Source organism: Paenibacillus sp. S-12 (genome assembly GCF_030363895.1).
Lineage (GTDB): Bacteria > Bacillota > Bacilli > Paenibacillales > Paenibacillaceae > Paenibacillus_B > Paenibacillus_B alvei.
The window spans coordinates 392,904-407,580 of record NZ_JASIUF010000005.1 but is presented as its reverse complement, the minus strand read 5'-3'; the positions used below and the strand labels follow the sequence as shown (position 1 = coordinate 407,580).

The 14,677-nt window shown below is 44.9% G+C and carries 19 protein-coding genes and 4 tRNA genes; 6 read left to right on the top strand and 17 right to left on the bottom strand.

Going from position 1 to position 14,677, the window contains the following annotated elements; translation table 11 throughout:
- The first annotated feature begins 14 nt into the window (after nt 1–14).
- Complete coding sequence (locus NO352_RS04660; protein WP_005548157.1) at nt 15–332, top strand: hypothetical protein; 318 nt, start codon at nt 15–17, stop codon at nt 330–332.
- A 70-nt stretch (nt 333–402) separates the two neighbouring features.
- On the opposite strand, the gene gndA is transcribed toward NO352_RS04660, so the two are convergent.
- Entirely contained in the window at nt 403–1,812 is a 1,410-nt protein-coding gene (gene gndA, locus NO352_RS04655) for an NADP-dependent phosphogluconate dehydrogenase (RefSeq protein ID WP_005548155.1), read from the bottom strand.
- 148 nt (nt 1,813–1,960) lie between these two features.
- On the bottom strand, nt 1,961–2,557 hold the full coding sequence (locus NO352_RS04650; RefSeq protein WP_005548153.1) for a hypothetical protein: 597 nt from the start codon (nt 2,555–2,557) through the stop codon (nt 1,961–1,963).
- A 291-nt stretch (nt 2,558–2,848) separates the two neighbouring features.
- Here NO352_RS04650 and NO352_RS04645 point away from each other — a divergent pair, with 291 nt between their 5' ends.
- Nucleotides 2,849–3,478: a YktB family protein gene (locus NO352_RS04645; RefSeq protein WP_289354993.1), complete on the top strand. Its 630-nt coding sequence runs from the start codon at nt 2,849–2,851 to the stop codon at nt 3,476–3,478.
- An 85-nt stretch (nt 3,479–3,563) separates the two neighbouring features.
- Here NO352_RS04645 and NO352_RS04640 read toward each other — a convergent pair whose 3' ends face one another.
- On the bottom strand, nt 3,564–4,742 hold the full coding sequence (locus NO352_RS04640; protein WP_005548150.1) for a tetracycline resistance MFS efflux pump: 1,179 nt from the start codon (nt 4,740–4,742) through the stop codon (nt 3,564–3,566).
- Between the two features lie 207 nt (nt 4,743–4,949).
- Between NO352_RS04640 and NO352_RS04635 the strand changes: the two genes are divergently transcribed.
- Nucleotides 4,950–6,425 carry an aminotransferase class I/II-fold pyridoxal phosphate-dependent enzyme gene (locus NO352_RS04635; RefSeq protein ID WP_262867023.1) on the top strand — a complete coding sequence of 492 codons (1,476 nt, stop codon included), beginning with the start codon at nt 4,950–4,952 and terminating at the stop codon, nt 6,423–6,425.
- 59 nt (nt 6,426–6,484) lie between these two features.
- Here the strand turns inward: NO352_RS04635 and NO352_RS04630 are convergent, their stop codons facing one another.
- A complete protein-coding gene (locus NO352_RS04630) occupies nt 6,485–6,772 on the bottom strand; it encodes a DUF3055 domain-containing protein (protein ID WP_163975717.1) in 288 nt (95 codons plus the stop codon).
- A gap of 201 nt (nt 6,773–6,973) precedes the next feature.
- On the opposite strand from NO352_RS04630, the gene NO352_RS04625 reads away from it, so the two are divergent.
- Nucleotides 6,974–7,384, top strand: a complete 411-nt coding sequence (locus NO352_RS04625) for a DUF1885 family protein (RefSeq protein WP_289354992.1) — start codon at nt 6,974–6,976, stop codon at nt 7,382–7,384.
- 109 nt (nt 7,385–7,493) lie between these two features.
- On the opposite strand, the gene NO352_RS04620 is transcribed toward NO352_RS04625, so the two are convergent.
- The 4 genes from NO352_RS04620 to NO352_RS04605 all read right to left on the bottom strand — a co-directional run bounded on the left by NO352_RS04620 (nt 7,494) and on the right by NO352_RS04605 (nt 9,640).
- Complete coding sequence (locus NO352_RS04620) at nt 7,494–7,799, bottom strand: DUF1292 domain-containing protein (protein WP_005548145.1); 306 nt, start codon at nt 7,797–7,799, stop codon at nt 7,494–7,496.
- Nucleotides 7,800–7,919: 120 nt separating this feature from the next.
- Complete coding sequence (locus NO352_RS04615) at nt 7,920–8,507, bottom strand: stalk domain-containing protein (RefSeq protein ID WP_005548143.1); 588 nt, start codon at nt 8,505–8,507, stop codon at nt 7,920–7,922.
- 229 nt (nt 8,508–8,736) lie between these two features.
- A complete protein-coding gene (locus NO352_RS04610; protein WP_268599622.1) occupies nt 8,737–9,282 on the bottom strand; it encodes an N-acetylmuramoyl-L-alanine amidase in 546 nt (181 codons plus the stop codon).
- A 136-nt stretch (nt 9,283–9,418) separates the two neighbouring features.
- On the bottom strand, nt 9,419–9,640 hold the full coding sequence (locus NO352_RS04605; protein ID WP_430113391.1) for a hypothetical protein: 222 nt from the start codon (nt 9,638–9,640) through the stop codon (nt 9,419–9,421).
- A 146-nt stretch (nt 9,641–9,786) separates the two neighbouring features.
- Here NO352_RS04605 and NO352_RS04600 point away from each other — a divergent pair, with 146 nt between their 5' ends.
- Complete coding sequence (locus NO352_RS04600; protein WP_289354991.1) at nt 9,787–10,524, top strand: MBL fold metallo-hydrolase; 738 nt, start codon at nt 9,787–9,789, stop codon at nt 10,522–10,524.
- Nucleotides 10,525–10,592: 68 nt separating this feature from the next.
- Here the strand turns inward: NO352_RS04600 and NO352_RS04595 are convergent, their stop codons facing one another.
- Together NO352_RS04595 and NO352_RS04590 are read right to left on the bottom strand one after the other, a co-directional pair.
- A complete protein-coding gene (locus NO352_RS04595; protein ID WP_005548137.1) occupies nt 10,593–10,826 on the bottom strand; it encodes a DUF3892 domain-containing protein in 234 nt (77 codons plus the stop codon).
- Between the two features lie 102 nt (nt 10,827–10,928).
- Nucleotides 10,929–11,375, bottom strand: a complete 447-nt coding sequence (locus NO352_RS04590; protein WP_268599621.1) for a GNAT family N-acetyltransferase — start codon at nt 11,373–11,375, stop codon at nt 10,929–10,931.
- Between the two features lie 141 nt (nt 11,376–11,516).
- Here NO352_RS04590 and NO352_RS04585 point away from each other — a divergent pair, with 141 nt between their 5' ends.
- Nucleotides 11,517–11,687: a hypothetical protein gene (locus NO352_RS04585; RefSeq protein WP_005548133.1), complete on the top strand. Its 171-nt coding sequence runs from the start codon at nt 11,517–11,519 to the stop codon at nt 11,685–11,687.
- Nucleotides 11,688–11,785: 98 nt separating this feature from the next.
- Here the strand turns inward: NO352_RS04585 and NO352_RS04580 are convergent, their stop codons facing one another.
- The 7 genes from NO352_RS04580 to NO352_RS04550 form a co-directional block, all read right to left on the bottom strand.
- The gene (locus NO352_RS04580) at nt 11,786–11,980 is read right to left on the bottom strand and encodes a hypothetical protein (RefSeq protein ID WP_005548130.1); all 195 of its coding nucleotides are present in this window, start codon (nt 11,978–11,980) and stop codon (nt 11,786–11,788) included.
- An 81-nt stretch (nt 11,981–12,061) separates the two neighbouring features.
- Nucleotides 12,062–12,235, bottom strand: a complete 174-nt coding sequence (locus NO352_RS04575) for a hypothetical protein (RefSeq protein WP_005548128.1) — start codon at nt 12,233–12,235, stop codon at nt 12,062–12,064.
- A gap of 347 nt (nt 12,236–12,582) precedes the next feature.
- Nucleotides 12,583–12,658: transfer RNA gene (locus tag NO352_RS04570), tRNA-Val, on the bottom strand.
- 151 nt (nt 12,659–12,809) lie between these two features.
- Nucleotides 12,810–13,481: a uracil-DNA glycosylase gene (locus NO352_RS04565; RefSeq protein WP_187698589.1), complete on the bottom strand. Its 672-nt coding sequence runs from the start codon at nt 13,479–13,481 to the stop codon at nt 12,810–12,812.
- A 160-nt stretch (nt 13,482–13,641) separates the two neighbouring features.
- A tRNA-Leu gene (locus NO352_RS04560) sits at nt 13,642–13,730 on the bottom strand.
- Between the two features lie 713 nt (nt 13,731–14,443).
- Nucleotides 14,444–14,520, bottom strand: a tRNA-Ile gene (locus tag NO352_RS04555).
- 24 nt (nt 14,521–14,544) lie between these two features.
- Nucleotides 14,545–14,621, bottom strand: a tRNA-Met gene (locus NO352_RS04550).
- Nucleotides 14,622–14,677 lie beyond the last annotated feature (56 nt).

The following is a 14,677-nucleotide window of genomic DNA, read 5'->3' as shown; positions in this document are numbered from 1 at the left end:
GGAGTGAATAAGGCATGCCAAATTTGCCTATCCCAGAACCGCACCCATCCAAATCAGCTATTCAGCGCCCCATATCCGTTCGTTTGTCTCGGATTTTGGATCCGAATCACCCACTGTGCAGGGAAGACATCGTCTGGGCGCTGGATGTGATGAAGCAGCAGCTCACAGATCATCCGGACAAATGGGCTATGCTTGCATCAGATCAGCTCGTGCGTCGCTTTCATAGTTATGCCGAAATCTCCTCCCTGCTCGTGCACAGCAGCAGCTACGGACAGGAATCTGATCGCATACGCAAATACTTGACCATTCTCGTATCCGGATTATATGAGTAGCAACCGATGAATATCCTTATGCAAAAATAACGCCGAGTCCTCCGCGGGCTCGGCGTTATTTTGATTTCTATTAAGACATCCAGTTGTAGTGGAATGTTCCTTCTTTGTCTACGCGTTTGAATGTATGCGCTCCGAAGTAATCACGCTGTGCTTGCAGCAAGTTCGCTGGCAAGCGCTCCGTGCGATAACTGTCAAAATATGCAAGTGCACTTGCGAATCCTGGAACAGGAACACCATACGCAACCGCTGTGCTAATGACTTCGCGCCATGCATCTTGATACGTCTCCACAATATTTTGGAAGTAAGGATCAAGCAGCAGGTTCTTCAGCTCTGGATCGCGGTCATAAGCTTCTTTAATGTTTTGCAAGAAGCGAGAACGGATAATGCAGCCGCCGCGGAAGATCATTGCGATCTCGCCGTAACGAAGGTTCCAGCCGAATTCTTCGGATGCCGCACGCATTTGTGCGAAGCCCTGTGCGTAGGATACGATCTTGGACGCGTACAAAGCCTTGCGGATGCTCTCGATGAAAGCTGCCTTGTCTCCAGTGAATGCAGCAGTCTTCGGCCCTTTTAACACTTTGCTTGCAACGACGCGCTCGTCCTTCAATGCGGATAAGAAACGGGAGAATACAGATTCTGTAATCATGGATAATGGAACGCCCAGGTCAAGCGCGCTTTGGCTTGTCCATTTGCCAGTACCTTTTTGACCAGCAGAGTCGAGGATAACATCAACCATCGGCTTGCCTGTTTCCTCATCGTATTTGGAGAAGATGTCCGTTGTAATTTCAATCAGGTAGCTGTCAAGCTCGCCCTTGTTCCACTCACCGAAGATGGAGTGAAGCTCTTCAGTACTTACACCAAGCACATTCGTAAGCAAATGATAAGCTTCACAGATCAATTGCATGTCGCCGTACTCAATACCGTTATGAACCATTTTCACATAATGGCCTGCACCATCTGGCCCGATATATGTGCAGCAAGGATCTCCATTTACCTTCGCGGAAATGCTTGTCAAAATCGGCTCTACTATGCGATATGCACTCTCTTGGCCGCCAGGCATAATCGCAGGCCCCTTCAATGCGCCCTCTTCACCGCCGGATACGCCAGTCCCGATGAAGCGGAAGCCCTTCTCTTCCAAGTACTTGCTGCGACGCTGCGTATCAGGGAAGTGAGCGTTACCGCCATCGATAATGATATCGCCTTGATCCAAATGCGGGATCAACTGCTCGATTGTTGCATCTGTAGCTTGTCCGGCTTGTACCATAATCAATATTTTACGAGGTGTCTCAAGCGACTGCACGAACTCCTCAATTGAATATGTACCTGTCAGATTCTTGCCTTCCGCCTCGGCAATGAGTGCATCTGTTTTCTCGCGGGAACGGTTGTATACCGATACTTTGAAGCCGCGGCTCTCGATGTTGAGCGCCAAGTTCTTACCCATTACGGCAAGGCCAATGACACCAATTTGATTGTTAGCCATTTGGTTGTTCCACCCTTTATCCATAAATTTATATATTTTGCATTACGCTTATTGTACAGCACAGCAAAACACCCTGCAACCATCTCGCCCCTAGCAGTTCATCCATACATTTTGGCGGATGGGAGGGTGATCAAAGCATGAAAATCACTTACCATTCAAGCTGAATCATTTCTGAGCGCAACTCGTTCAGCTTTTCTTTACAGCTCTCAATTACAGCTATTTTTTGCTCATTCATCGCTTCGAACAACTCGGCGAGCGCATAATCCATTTCAAGCCGAATTACCCGCATGCGCTGCTCTGCCCGATTGGATAAAAACGCCTGCATCATCTCCTCCGTTGTCACTATAGGGCGCTTCTGATAGAGCACACGCTGCTTAGGTCCAATAACCTCAACCAGCCGTATTCGCTCCCCGAACAAAATATTTTCGATAAAGATCTGTCTATCTTTGAACCGTTTGACGACCGCATGCCCGCGTGAATCGCCGATCAGTTTTTCCATGAAGTCAGCCAGCTTCTCATCCCGAATCGTATAGTCGCCGACAATTTTGTAGCGCTGCTCCACACGTTGGAACCGAAGTTTGACCAACTTCCTGCCTGTTCGGATAGATACGATGAATAGCGATTCATTTTCACTCCAATACAAGGAATAACCTTCTTGTATGAGATCACGGATGAGGTTCTGGATTTGCCGACGGTCAAAGCGTAGCTCCAAGTTGCAATACTCCACCTCGTCGCTGCGATTCACGGCAATCCCTCCTTACCTTGTCGTATACTCCATCATATGATTCATCAACTTGGATTATTGACTCGATTTCCGAACAAGAGGCTTGTTCCATCAAAATATAATAATTATAATTTGATAAACATTCTCAATGAGATGTGATATACTGAAATAGTGACTATTTACTATGAAAATGAAAAATGCAAGTATGTTATTTTGAACGAGTCCTGAGTGTAGATGTAGTAAGTTTAACCATTTCAGTTGGACTTACATCAATAATGCATAGATCACAACTTGGTAGAAAGGAAGAGATGCATGTCTTTTACTGGATTTTATCCTTCAGACTTTGAAACTTTTACGATCGAGGGGCTGGATGCTCGGATGGAGGCGATCCGCGAACGTATTCAACCCAAATTCCGTGCTATAGGCGAACAACTCATTAGCGATGTAGCTATGCATAGCGGAACTGAAATGTTCCTCCATATCGCGAAGCATGCACGCCGTACAGTCAATCCCCCAAAGGATACGTGGCTTGCCATTGGGCCAAGCAAGCGTGGATACAAGTCCCTGCCCCATTTCCAAGTTGGCCTGTTCGACGATCACCTTTTCATTTGGCTGGCTTTCATCTATGAAGTGGCGAACAAGCGCAATATTGCACAAACGATGCTCGATCACCAAAAAAAGCTGAGAAGCATCATTCCGGATGATTATGTATTGTCTATGGATCATATGAAGAAAGATGCCTTACGTATCGGTGAGTTAAATGACGCGGATATGACGGACAAGCTTACCCGCTTCCGGGATGTGAAATCAGCAGAATGGCTGGTTGGACGCCACATTACGATGAATGATCCGCTGCTGCAAAATGGTGAGGCATTTATGGAGCTTGCCCGGCAGACGATCACAACACTAATGCCGCTATATCGGATGGCTGTCGAAGCTTAACGAGTGTAATAAGCGGAACAAAAAAATCTGCGTTCTCCCCTTGCCTGAGCAGAGGTTGAACACAGATTTTTTTGCAAATGTATTCCTATGCAGTTGTGCTCGCCGCTGTTTGCTTCCGATCCAGCAGTGCAAAACGAACAAGCAGCCAAATTGCAGCAATGCACAATACAGCTCCAATTATGTATGGCAGATTAATATTCCACCCGAACAGAGCCGTAGCCAGCAGCGGCCCCGTAATGCGTCCAAAGCTGTCCATAGATGAATTCAAACCTGAAGCAACCCCTTGGCTTACCGTCGTCTTCTGTGTAATCAACGAGGTAACACACGGGCGAATCAGGGCATTGCCGATCCCGAATACACATAAATAAATCGTCGCGTCGACAACACTTGAGGACAGCAACAGCAGCAAGAATCCCGCAGCTGATATGATCAAGCCTACGGCAATTGCCTTCTTCTCTCCTCCACTCTTAATGTAGCGTCTTACAACGCCGCCCTGAATAAGAGCTCCCGAAAGTCCGCAGAAGAAAAACATATATCCAATCTGCTCCTCTGTAATTCCGGGAATTCGTACCGCTTCAAAGTAGAGCAGCGTTGATTCTAGACCTGCCAACGTGAAGGTTACAAAGAAAGATAATACATACAAATACTTCATGCGGCCTGTAAAGGCGGTCCAGCGTGAAGGAGCTGATTCGTGGCTCGCCTTGCGCTTCTCAGGAGTGAGCGACTCCTTGAGCAATAGAAAGCCCAATACACATGTGATAAATGTCAATGCTGAAGCTGCAAAGAAAGGCGTATTATAACCATATCTGCTTAAAATACCGCCAAAGGCTGGTCCAAAAGTAAAGCCCAAGCCAATCGACATTCCGACGAATGCCATGCCCTTCGTTCGTTGTTCGGGCGTCGTGATGTCAGCGACATAAGCAACGATTACTGAAGCCACTGCACCGGAGAAGACCCCTCCCAGAGCACGGGATACATACATCATCCAAAGCTCACCATCTGCTAATCCGAACAGCAAGTAGCTAATGCTGAAACCAAGAGTCCCGATAAGAATGATCGGACGTCGACCTACTTTCTCCGACAGCGCCCCCCATATTGGTGATACCACGAACGCAATCAGTGAATAAATCGCGAGCATTAGCCCCAAATGAAATTCATTGGCGCCCGCATTCGTTATCATTCGCGGCAGAACCGGTATTACAATTCCAAATCCAATGAACACCATCATCAGCATGAACATGACGACGGACATTTTCTTTTTCATGACACTTCCCTCCGATATGTACATCCTATCACACCATACCCTGAAACGAAAATGAATAAACTGCGAATCCTCGTTCTCTATATCACTTCGAACAGCAGGAAAAACATCTTGCATTCCGGGGCGTTTTTGTTAAACTTAACTTTGTTTGCGCAGGACACACCATGCGCAGCTCAGTAGATTGCCAACATGAAAGGTTGTGATACGGCGATGAACCATCATCGGACGCCCTTATTTACCGCACTTACGGAGCATGCCTCCCATAATCCGGTGCAGTTCCACATTCCAGGTCATAAGAAAGGCGTAGGAACAGACGCAGAATTCCGAAGTTTTATCGGAGATAACGCGCTCTCTATAGATCTGATTAATATTGCTCCGCTTGATGACTTGCACCAACCTACGAGCGTCATCGCCGAGGCGCAGCAGCTCGCTGCTGACGCATTTGGTGCCGATTATACGTTTTTCAGCGTACAAGGCACAAGCAGTGCAATCATGACGATGATTATGTCGGTATGTTCTCCGGGAGACAAGATTCTTGTTCCGCGAAATATCCATAAATCCGTCATGTCCGCCATTATTTTTGCCGGAGCGAAGCCTGTATTCGTCTCACCAGCACGGGATGCGAATCTCGGAATCGATCATGGCATCACAACCAGCTCAGTGCGCAGAGCTTTGGAGAAGCATCCGGATACAAAAGCGGTGCTTGTCATCAATCCAACATACTTCGGTATTTGCGCAGATTTGAAAGAAATCGTCGATTTGGCACATTCCTACGATATTCCTGTACTTGTTGACGAGGCACACGGCGTTCTTATTCATTTCCATGAAAAGCTGCCGATGTCTGCGATGCAAGCCGGTGCTGATATGGCTGCAACAAGTGTGCATAAGCTTGGCGGTTCCATTACGCAGAGCTCTGTGCTTAATGTGAATACCAAAAATGGACTCGTTAATCCTCAGCGTGTACAAACGATATTCAGCATGCTGACTACGACATCCACTTCATATATATTGCTGGCTTCTCTCGATACATCACGCCGCAACTTGGCCCTGAATGGTCATGATATGGCGGAAACTGCGATTGAACTGGCCCAGTTTGCTCGTCAGCAAATTAACGAAATTCCTAGCCTCTATTGCTTTGGCGAAGAGATTTTAGGTGGAGAGGCTACTTATAGCTACGATCCAACTAAACTAACGATACATGTCCGTCATCTAGGAATTACTGGTTATGAAACAGAGAACTGGCTCCGCGATCATTACAATATTGAGGTCGAGCTTAGCGATATGTACAATATTTTGTGTCTCGTAACTCCGGGTGACTCCAGAGAGACGATTGACACGCTGCTTCGAGCTTTGCGTGAATTATCTGAGCTTCATCATGAGCGGAATGAAGTTCAGGAGCTTGTTGTGAAAATACCGGAGATCCCGCAGTTGTCTCTCATTCCACGAGATGCCTTCTATGCGGATACAGAGGTTATTCCATTCAAGCAATCTGCAGGTCGAATCATTGCTGAATTTATATACGTATACCCGCCAGGCATTCCGATCTTGCTGCCAGGCGAAGTCATATCGCAAGAGAACATCGATTATATCCGCGATCACGTCGACATCGGGCTCCCTGTCAAAGGGCCTGAGGACCGCAATATTGAATTCGTCAAGGTTATACGCGAGGAACGCGCAATATTTTAAGCATAATACAGGGTGCCCCATGATGTTGGGGCACCCTGTATTATTATTCCCTCTACCAGTTAGTATTGATCCTGAACCTCAAGTGAAGGTATTCGCGTACGCAGCAGCTGAGCCGCCTCACACGCTGCCTCCTTATGCGGCAAATCAAACTTCGCTTGCAGAATTTCTGAACGCAAATCGTCAGCGCATAATAAGGTTGAACGTCCTGTTTGCATGCATACGACTAATGTCTTACCATAAAAATGATCGGAATAAATGAGTGCGAAATCAAAGCGAATCTGTTCTGTGGCCCAACCGACAAAGGTTACATTTGCTTGCTCCGTTACTTCATACAAATCGTCAAACATCGCACACCTCCTCGGGATATCCTATTCCAAGAACACCAACCAATTAATGGTTTTACGTTCAAGTATAACATACCCATTTAGACACGAACAAGAATCAAACTCCACTTTCCATGTAAATATTGCCATCCGGATCAATCAGATGGTATGATGAAAACGATTCGTGCTACAAGCAGAAGATGTCCGAAGGGGAGGATAGATTCGATGAGTCAAAGCGCATTCATTACATTTGTTGATGGTTCGGAGGTTGCATCCGTAACATTAGATGAATTAAAGAGCCAGCTTCTTCATTATCGGGAGCAAACCCAATTAACTGGAGAACAATTAAACTGGGATTATGCCGAGGCTGCCTTTCCATATACAATTGAGACAAAGCCCGGCCAAGAGCAGGAATGGTTTTATTTAAAAGGTTCGGATCCATTATATCGGCACATCGTGTTCGGTGTAGGAGAAAATGAGGATTCCAGGCACTATGTACAAATGGTGCTGCCTGATGGTGCCACTCACGGAGACAAAGCCAAGGGAAATGAGTTATGTAAATACTTGGCCAAAAAGTGGAAAGCTGAGCTTACACTATTCAATGGAAGGATTATGCATTATAATCCGTGCAAATAAGAACATGCAATGTATTTATTTACGTACGCAATACGCAGCATATACAGAACAAGCTCCAGAGATCTCCGGAGCTTGTTCTGTGACGTATATATTGGTGGAGCGAGAATAATTACTCTCCTTGCTCAGCAACCAATTCATTGTATGCTTGCTGTACGCGTTCCCATTCAGCATCATCTTCGATAGGAAGCATTGCCATTTCTTCGCCTTGCTCTTCCAGACGTACGATGATTCCGTCCGCTTCTGGATCGTTTCGTTGGAGAAGAAGTGCATATAGCTGCTCGTCGACGTTGAACGTTTCGACCATCGCCATGTCGATTTCGTTGCCGTCTTCGTCTACCATTGTAATAATCAATTCATGATCGTGGTCGTGATCATGATCGTGTCCACATCCGCAGTCATGGTTATGTTCGCTCATGAGTAAATCTCCTTTATGTTCAGGTAGTGGTCATACTCACGTATCGTACCACTTTCTGCGAATGAGGTCAACGAAGGCCTAATCGCCTCAGTATGTATATCTAACCAGAAGCTTTCAGCCTTAGTTTGGCAAAACTGCTGGCAGCTTTTTCTGAGATATAAGTGTAAAATCACCATTCTTTTGTCTTAAATAGCAGGAGATCATGTAATCGCCCTTCGCCTTAAAGTCATACTTATGTTCATCGGTAGTGAACCAAAAGTTATCTTCTTTGTTTGGAACGTCCGCTTCCTGAATCATCGTTGTTTTCCCTTTGGGATCCGTTATCGTAATTTTAATCTTATCGACTGCCGATTGCAGACTATCAATTTGGACAAATACCTTAAAGGAATTTTTTCCGGTTTCAATTTTGCCAAATGTCTTATTGTCTTTAAACAGCATCAAATCCACATTAGGCTTATCTATGACTACCTTCTTATTTGCATCATCCCAGAATATGAATGCCTGAAGCGCTTCTGATAGTTGACGGACAGACAAATAAGCACGTCCATCTATCATATACCCGCCTTCACTCACGGAATTTCCATTTAGAACAACATCAATTTTCTCAGCCGCTGAAGCGGCTTGCGTAATATCTGTTTGTGCCGATGCATAAGCTCCGCCTACAATGGAACCAAGCAGTACGAAAGCTGCAAGTCTCTTGCCTTTCATCTCGTTACCCCCAAATTGCTTTGTTGTAAAGTTATACTCCAATCATACAGCAGAGTTGCGCTGGCTTCGTAAATAACCTTTCCTTCTTTGCAGCAGCAATGTATGAATGCCTTATAGAACCAGTTGTATTGTCCCTAACCTTGATCTTTGCTTTACATGCCCTTTCTTGTCGAACAATAAATGATACGCATTCTCCTAAGCTCATTATTGGTGATTTCAGCCGAAATCCTCAAGCCTGCCCGTCATGCCGCATATCCTCATATAACCGCCTCCAAGGAAAGTTTGGGCCTGGACAGTTGGCTTTTCTTCTTCCGTCTATCTGAAAATGTCCCAATACATGTTCATAATCTAATGGAATCCAATGTCCCCATTGCTCCATGACATATTGCTGAATATATCGATGCAGATTAAGGCTTGCCAAATATTGCTCCTCGGTAAGAAGCCCGTCCATCCCCTCATGTTCAATTGATACTGCATATAAATTGGGATTGATTCCTTTATCACGTACAATATAGGCAGGAGCAAGCGCTATTCGCTCTCCTTCTAGTCCTTGGGAGAATGCCATGCGTTCTAAACCTACATATTGGTAAATTAAACCGTTTTTGGAGACGATAAAATGAGCGGAAGATATTTTGTTATCCGGACATGTATACCAAGCATCCAGACGAGATATGCTCTGGGCAGAAATATGATTCACAATAATCTGGGGAATTTCACCCTTGCGATCACTTGAATTGGTATGCTCATTCCCTCTCCATACAATATTCAGCTGCATCGCAATACCTCCTATTTGTTCAACAGGTACGAATATAGGCCAGCCGCATAACTTTAGAGCCATTATGACCCGGGAAATGATTTTTCCGAACCTACACAGCACAACTCCCGGCACATGACTTCCTGTAAACGAACAACTAACCGCTTATTTGGGAGCGAGTTAACACACAAGGAACACCACTGCCAACTGCACCTGGCTGAGACATTCGCTCAATGTATTCCATACCACGTGCACACGGGGTTTTGCATACTTCACACCGATCTGAGGTTACTAATTTCATCGTGTACTCTTCTTGGCCCAACTGCACTGTCGTCTTCTTTTTGCCTTTACCCTTCGTCATGCCGATCACCCGCTTCATGTGCAATTCACGTGACTTGCTACTTACCAACTGAACGCTGATTATTGCATGTTATGCAGGATTTCACACCCTTGCTTGTGCATTTATCCCAGTCATGGTACAGTATAGGCGTAATTTAAGCCTTGTCAGCCAATAGGAGGATAAATATGAACCTTCGCATTCAAATGTTAGGGACAGGCAGTGCATTTGCCAAATCATACTTTAATAACAACGGATTACTCTACGCAGATGAATTCACACTGCTCATCGACTGTGGATTTACTGCACCAATGGCGCTTCACCAACTGAACAAATCGTTCTCCGATATCGATGGTATTCTCATTTCTCACATTCATGCTGATCATGTTGGAGGATTAGAGGAATTCGCCTTCCAAATGAAATTCAAATATGGTCGCAAGCCTAGCTTGTTTATTGCTGCACCGCTCGTGACTGTATTGTGGGAACATACATTACGGGGAGGACTAACCCAAGAAGGAATAACATGCTTGGAGGACGTATTCGACGTATATGCAATTGAGCCTCAGCAGCCATATAAGATTGCTGATGGTCTCATTGTTGAATTGATTGAAACTCCACATATCGAAGGCAAACGTAGTTATTCCCTGCTGTTCAATCATACCTTCTTCTATAGTGCTGATATGCAGTTCCAGCCTGAGCTGCTATATAAATTGGTTGAATCACGCGGAGTAACCACTATCTATCACGATTGCCAATTAACAGGCAAGGGGGAAGTACATACGACGCTGGCCGAGCTCTTGACGCTGCCTGAATCAATGCAAAGCCGCATTTCCCTAATGCATTATGGGGATGATCGACCCGAATACGAGGGGAAAACTGGTGCTATGTCATTTGTGAATCAGCACCTACTGTATACAATCGAGTAAAATGCCAAAAGAGCACTTTACAGCGACCTATTTAGGTGCTGAAAGTGCTCTTTTACATAACGTGCTTGTTACTCGAAGGACGGCAAATTATCCAAATTGTTACTAGGGTCGCCGTCGGCATCTCCACGAATATAAGTGCCGCCGTCCCTTCCCTTAAATGCATTCACACCTGCAATTTCTCCATTTTGAACGGCTTGGAGAGCTTGCTCATAATTCAATATCCGACCTGCGCTCGTTTGGAACGCCGTCAAATCGCCATCTCCATTTTTTTGAACAGCTACAAATGATTCGCGTTGTGACATTGAACATCCTCCTATCTACGGGCATCAAACTACCTTCAGATGCGATTATAGGTAGGATATCCAAAAAACTCAAAATGATGAGCCGAATTCAACCTACACCATCTATAACAGCTTTTTCTCCATCCGGACATGAGGAATGCCTGCATCTAAGAATGGCTCCTCTGATACCGTTTCATAGCCCAAAGAGTAATAAAACCCTTCCGCTTGGCATTGACCGTCCAATACACATTTCTCAACACCGTGTTTTCGTGCGATTTGTTCCAAGCCCACCATTAAGACTCGTCCAATTCCTTTTCCGCGAAACGGCTTTCTTACTGCAATGCGTTGCATTTTAGCAGTGAATTCATCCAAAAGCTTCACACGTCCTGTCGCAGCATACTGCCCATCCGACATCAGCAGAACGTGAAAGGCTGGAGCTCCCAAGATGTCGTATTCGTCACATTCTTCTTCTTCAGGTACATGTTGCTCAGCCACGAATACCTCTTTACGTATAGCAATACATTCATCCAATTGCTCCTGCGTCCTAACTTCAATGATTTCTGCAGCCACTCCCGCTCACCTCCGAATGAAATGTGCAGCAGCAAATGTATAGTCTCTGAGCTACTGCAAACGAATTTATATTATACAAAAAAATCATTTTCATGTATAGTTGCAGTAACGGATACGCTTACATTGGTAAGGAGGTACAAGATGGATCCGATTATTGCTACTGTCATCGCTGTTGTCATCATGGTTATCGGCATGGTTCTCTTACTGCTCTACGTGACGAAGAAGGCCTATGCACGCAAATGGGATGCATACGATCCTATGGACGACGCACAAAAGCAATCCAATCATTCCACAACAAGCTCTGACTCATAAAGAATTATACTATCTGCTATGAACAGAAGCAGCCCCGGTCGAATCTTATAGATTCGGAAACCGGGGCTGTCAGTTACAACCTTATGTATGGCTACACTTTAAGGATCATACACTTCCTCCATAATCGGCTTGCCATACACATCCTCATAGATAGGAATCGTCCTCTCTGTAGGCTCTAGCAGAGGGTTGGAGCGACTTGCATCGACCACGCTCAACCTTACCCCAATAAGCAAGACGCCAATGATGACCCCTGTCAACATTACCACGCCCAATAAGGCCCATGGTCTTCGCATGATGAATCCCCCGCTTACATCTCATAACTTTACGTATAGCCCCTATTTTCACCGTAAAGTTATCTCCTTAAACATTTCAATTCATCGGTTTATGATTTCATTTCCATTGCTGCCGTCTTCTTCAACTGAGCGCAGCCATACGAATTGCTCATCATGCCTCGTACTATCAAATATGAGCAGACGAGACAAAAACCAGCAAACAACAGCAACCAAACCAAATACCGCTGTCAGCCATACAAATAGTTCAGCTCCCATTTTCAACCCTCCGCTTGTCCTCATTATTAACTTGGAATATCAGTTATACCTTCACTATATGAACTTCTCTGTTACTTTAGTTCTCGATAACACGAACAGACAATAAAAAAAGCAACTATCATTACTTACGAATGATGGTTGCTTGATAACTTCGAGAGAAGTCTACATACTGACACAAACTGATAACCACTGAGGCAATCCTGAAATAACAATGCCGCAGCGATTTTTACCAATCGCTCTATTTTAGCAAATCTTATTACAGGATTATGTTTGAGAGAAAAGCGTATTGTTTCACTTCGCAAACAAAATAAACCCCCTTGCTTCCAAGGGGGTGGATTAAAATTGTATGGTGATCTGTAGTGGGCTCGAACCACTGACCCCCACCCTGTCAAGATGGTGCTCTCCCAGCTGAGCTAACAGATCATGTCAACAACAATCTTAATATAACATCAATATATTACCATGTCAATTGAGCTAGATCATTTTTCACTTCAACGGCGGACATGTGAACCCCCCTCATTCATATGCCTCTTGTGCTGGCATGACAGCAGTTCACATATCTGCCTATCTTCATTTATATATTAGGTATTTGCCAGTCGATTTCCTGTTCGCCCCATTCACGCAGCTTATTATTAATCTTCGAATATGGCTTGCTTCCAAAGAAGCCTCGGTGCGCTGAGAGTGGACTTGGATGCGGAGCTTGTACAATATAATGCTTCGACTGATCAATCATACTCGTTTTCGCTTGAGCATGACTTCCCCACAGCACGAATATGATTGGGCGCTCTCTTTCATTCAACAGCTCAATAATACGATCCGTGAATTTCTCCCACCCCTTGCCGCGGTGCGAGGCTGCTTGTCCTTGCGCTACAGTCAGCACTGTGTTCAGCATCAGTATGCCCTGATTCGCCCAATGAAGCAAGCTTCCGTTGTTCGGAATTGTCAGGCCTACATCGTCAGCTCCTTCTTTGAACATATTTTGTAGAGATGGCGGCAGCTTAACCCCTGGTTGAACAGAGAAGCTTAATCCATGTGCCTGTCCTGGCCCATGATAAGGATCTTGGCCCACGATAACGATCTTCGTATTTTCATAGGAAGTGGCATTCAACGCTGAAAATATGAGATCATATGGCGGATAAATGACGGCACGCTCGTATTCTTGGCGAAGCCAGCCCCATAGCTGCTTAAAATAGGGCTTTCTTACTTCATCATGCAGCAACGCTGCCCAATCATTCTGTACATGCATCCCCAATGTATTCCCTCCCAAGTTTGTACCAAGTTGTTTATGATAGTTTAGCATTTGAAACTCTTAGCATGCGGCATATGTGAAAACATAAGAATATAAAGCAAAAAACTCCTTACTTGTTCAAGGTCTGAACAGGAAAGGAGTTCTAATCATCAATACGTGGTGCCGAGGACGGGGGTCGAACCCGTACGATGGTCACCCATCGCAGGATTTTAAGTCCTGTGCGTCTGCCAATTCCGCCACCCCGGCACATTTTCCACATCGCAATGTGGTTCAAATATGCGGTCATTGCGCTTCACAAGCTGCTCTTCTGCTTCCGATTCAGATTGTTATATATCGCAACCGACAAGATATAATATATCATACGCTTTGTTATGATGTCAACAATAAATTTAACGATGTAAATGTTCGCAAATGAGCAATAGCAACTTCATTATTTTTTCAACAGCAATCGTGTTCATATCTTACGCTGCCCATTAATTTCATAGGAATCTTTCGCTTGTATAGTACAACGGAACATTTAGCATCCAGGGGAATTATGGGCTGTGAAACGACGATTATACCTGTCAGCGATGAGATTATCCAAGATAATAATCATACTCGGATCTGGGAATGAGCAGATGCCTATCCTTCAGATGTGGACATCCAAATGATTGGTGCTATCATTGGATCAATTATCCGGCATGAGAGCAAGCAATATTATTATGATGACCATATATACAATTACCAAAAAAAGAAAAAGCTTCGCTCTAAAAAGTTCTGGACGCCTACGACGCACTGACCAAAGATGAACAGCGTAATCAAGCAGAAGTCTGCCCGCAGATCCCCTGCTGACAGGCATCTTCATTTCTTATGCTTATCTCTCTGCAAATAAAAAAACACCTATCTCATTTCTGTTAAGCAATTGCTTAATCATTATGATGAAAGATGCGTCTTAGTACTACTATGTATGAAATTATAATTGGTGGGCCCTGAGGGACTCGAACCCCCGACCAATCGGTTATGAGCCGACCGCTCTAACCAACTGAGCTAAGGGCCCTCACCATTGCAATTTCATGAAGTTTGGTTGCGGGGGCAGGATTTGAACCTACGACCTTCGGGTTATGAGCCCGACGAGCTACCAGACTGCTCCACCCCGCGATATGTTGCGACAACTGAACTTCTTCAGCAGCGACAAGTATTACTATACAATAGGT

Bases quoted from the DNA above. Each gene is read 5' to 3' on its own strand.
- NO352_RS04660 (WP_005548157.1), top strand. From the start codon at position 15: ATGCCAAATTTGCCTATCCCAGAACCGCACCCATCCAAATCAGCTATT.
- gndA (WP_005548155.1), bottom strand. From the start codon at position 1,812: ATGGCTAACAATCAAATTGGTGTCATTGGCCTTGCCGTAATGGGTAAG.
- NO352_RS04645 (WP_289354993.1), top strand. From the start codon at position 2,849: ATGTCTTTTACTGGATTTTATCCTTCAGACTTTGAAACTTTTACGATC.
- NO352_RS04640 (WP_005548150.1), bottom strand. From the start codon at position 4,742: ATGAAAAAGAAAATGTCCGTCGTCATGTTCATGCTGATGATGGTGTTC.
- NO352_RS04635 (WP_262867023.1), top strand. From the start codon at position 4,950: ATGAACCATCATCGGACGCCCTTATTTACCGCACTTACGGAGCATGCC.
- NO352_RS04630 (WP_163975717.1), bottom strand. From the start codon at position 6,772: ATGTTTGACGATTTGTATGAAGTAACGGAGCAAGCAAATGTAACCTTT.
- NO352_RS04625 (WP_289354992.1), top strand. From the start codon at position 6,974: ATGAGTCAAAGCGCATTCATTACATTTGTTGATGGTTCGGAGGTTGCA.
- NO352_RS04620 (WP_005548145.1), bottom strand. From the start codon at position 7,799: ATGAGCGAACATAACCATGACTGCGGATGTGGACACGATCATGATCAC.
- NO352_RS04615 (WP_005548143.1), bottom strand. From the start codon at position 8,507: ATGAAAGGCAAGAGACTTGCAGCTTTCGTACTGCTTGGTTCCATTGTA.
- NO352_RS04610 (WP_268599622.1), bottom strand. From the start codon at position 9,282: ATGCAGCTGAATATTGTATGGAGAGGGAATGAGCATACCAATTCAAGT.
- NO352_RS04605 (WP_430113391.1), bottom strand. From the start codon at position 9,640: ATGAAGCGGGTGATCGGCATGACGAAGGGTAAAGGCAAAAAGAAGACG.
- NO352_RS04600 (WP_289354991.1), top strand. From the start codon at position 9,787: ATGAACCTTCGCATTCAAATGTTAGGGACAGGCAGTGCATTTGCCAAA.
- NO352_RS04595 (WP_005548137.1), bottom strand. From the start codon at position 10,826: ATGTCACAACGCGAATCATTTGTAGCTGTTCAAAAAAATGGAGATGGC.
- NO352_RS04585 (WP_005548133.1), top strand. From the start codon at position 11,517: ATGGATCCGATTATTGCTACTGTCATCGCTGTTGTCATCATGGTTATC.
- NO352_RS04580 (WP_005548130.1), bottom strand. From the start codon at position 11,980: ATGCGAAGACCATGGGCCTTATTGGGCGTGGTAATGTTGACAGGGGTC.
- NO352_RS04575 (WP_005548128.1), bottom strand. From the start codon at position 12,235: ATGGGAGCTGAACTATTTGTATGGCTGACAGCGGTATTTGGTTTGGTT.
- NO352_RS04565 (WP_187698589.1), bottom strand. From the start codon at position 13,481: ATGCATGTACAGAATGATTGGGCAGCGTTGCTGCATGATGAAGTAAGA.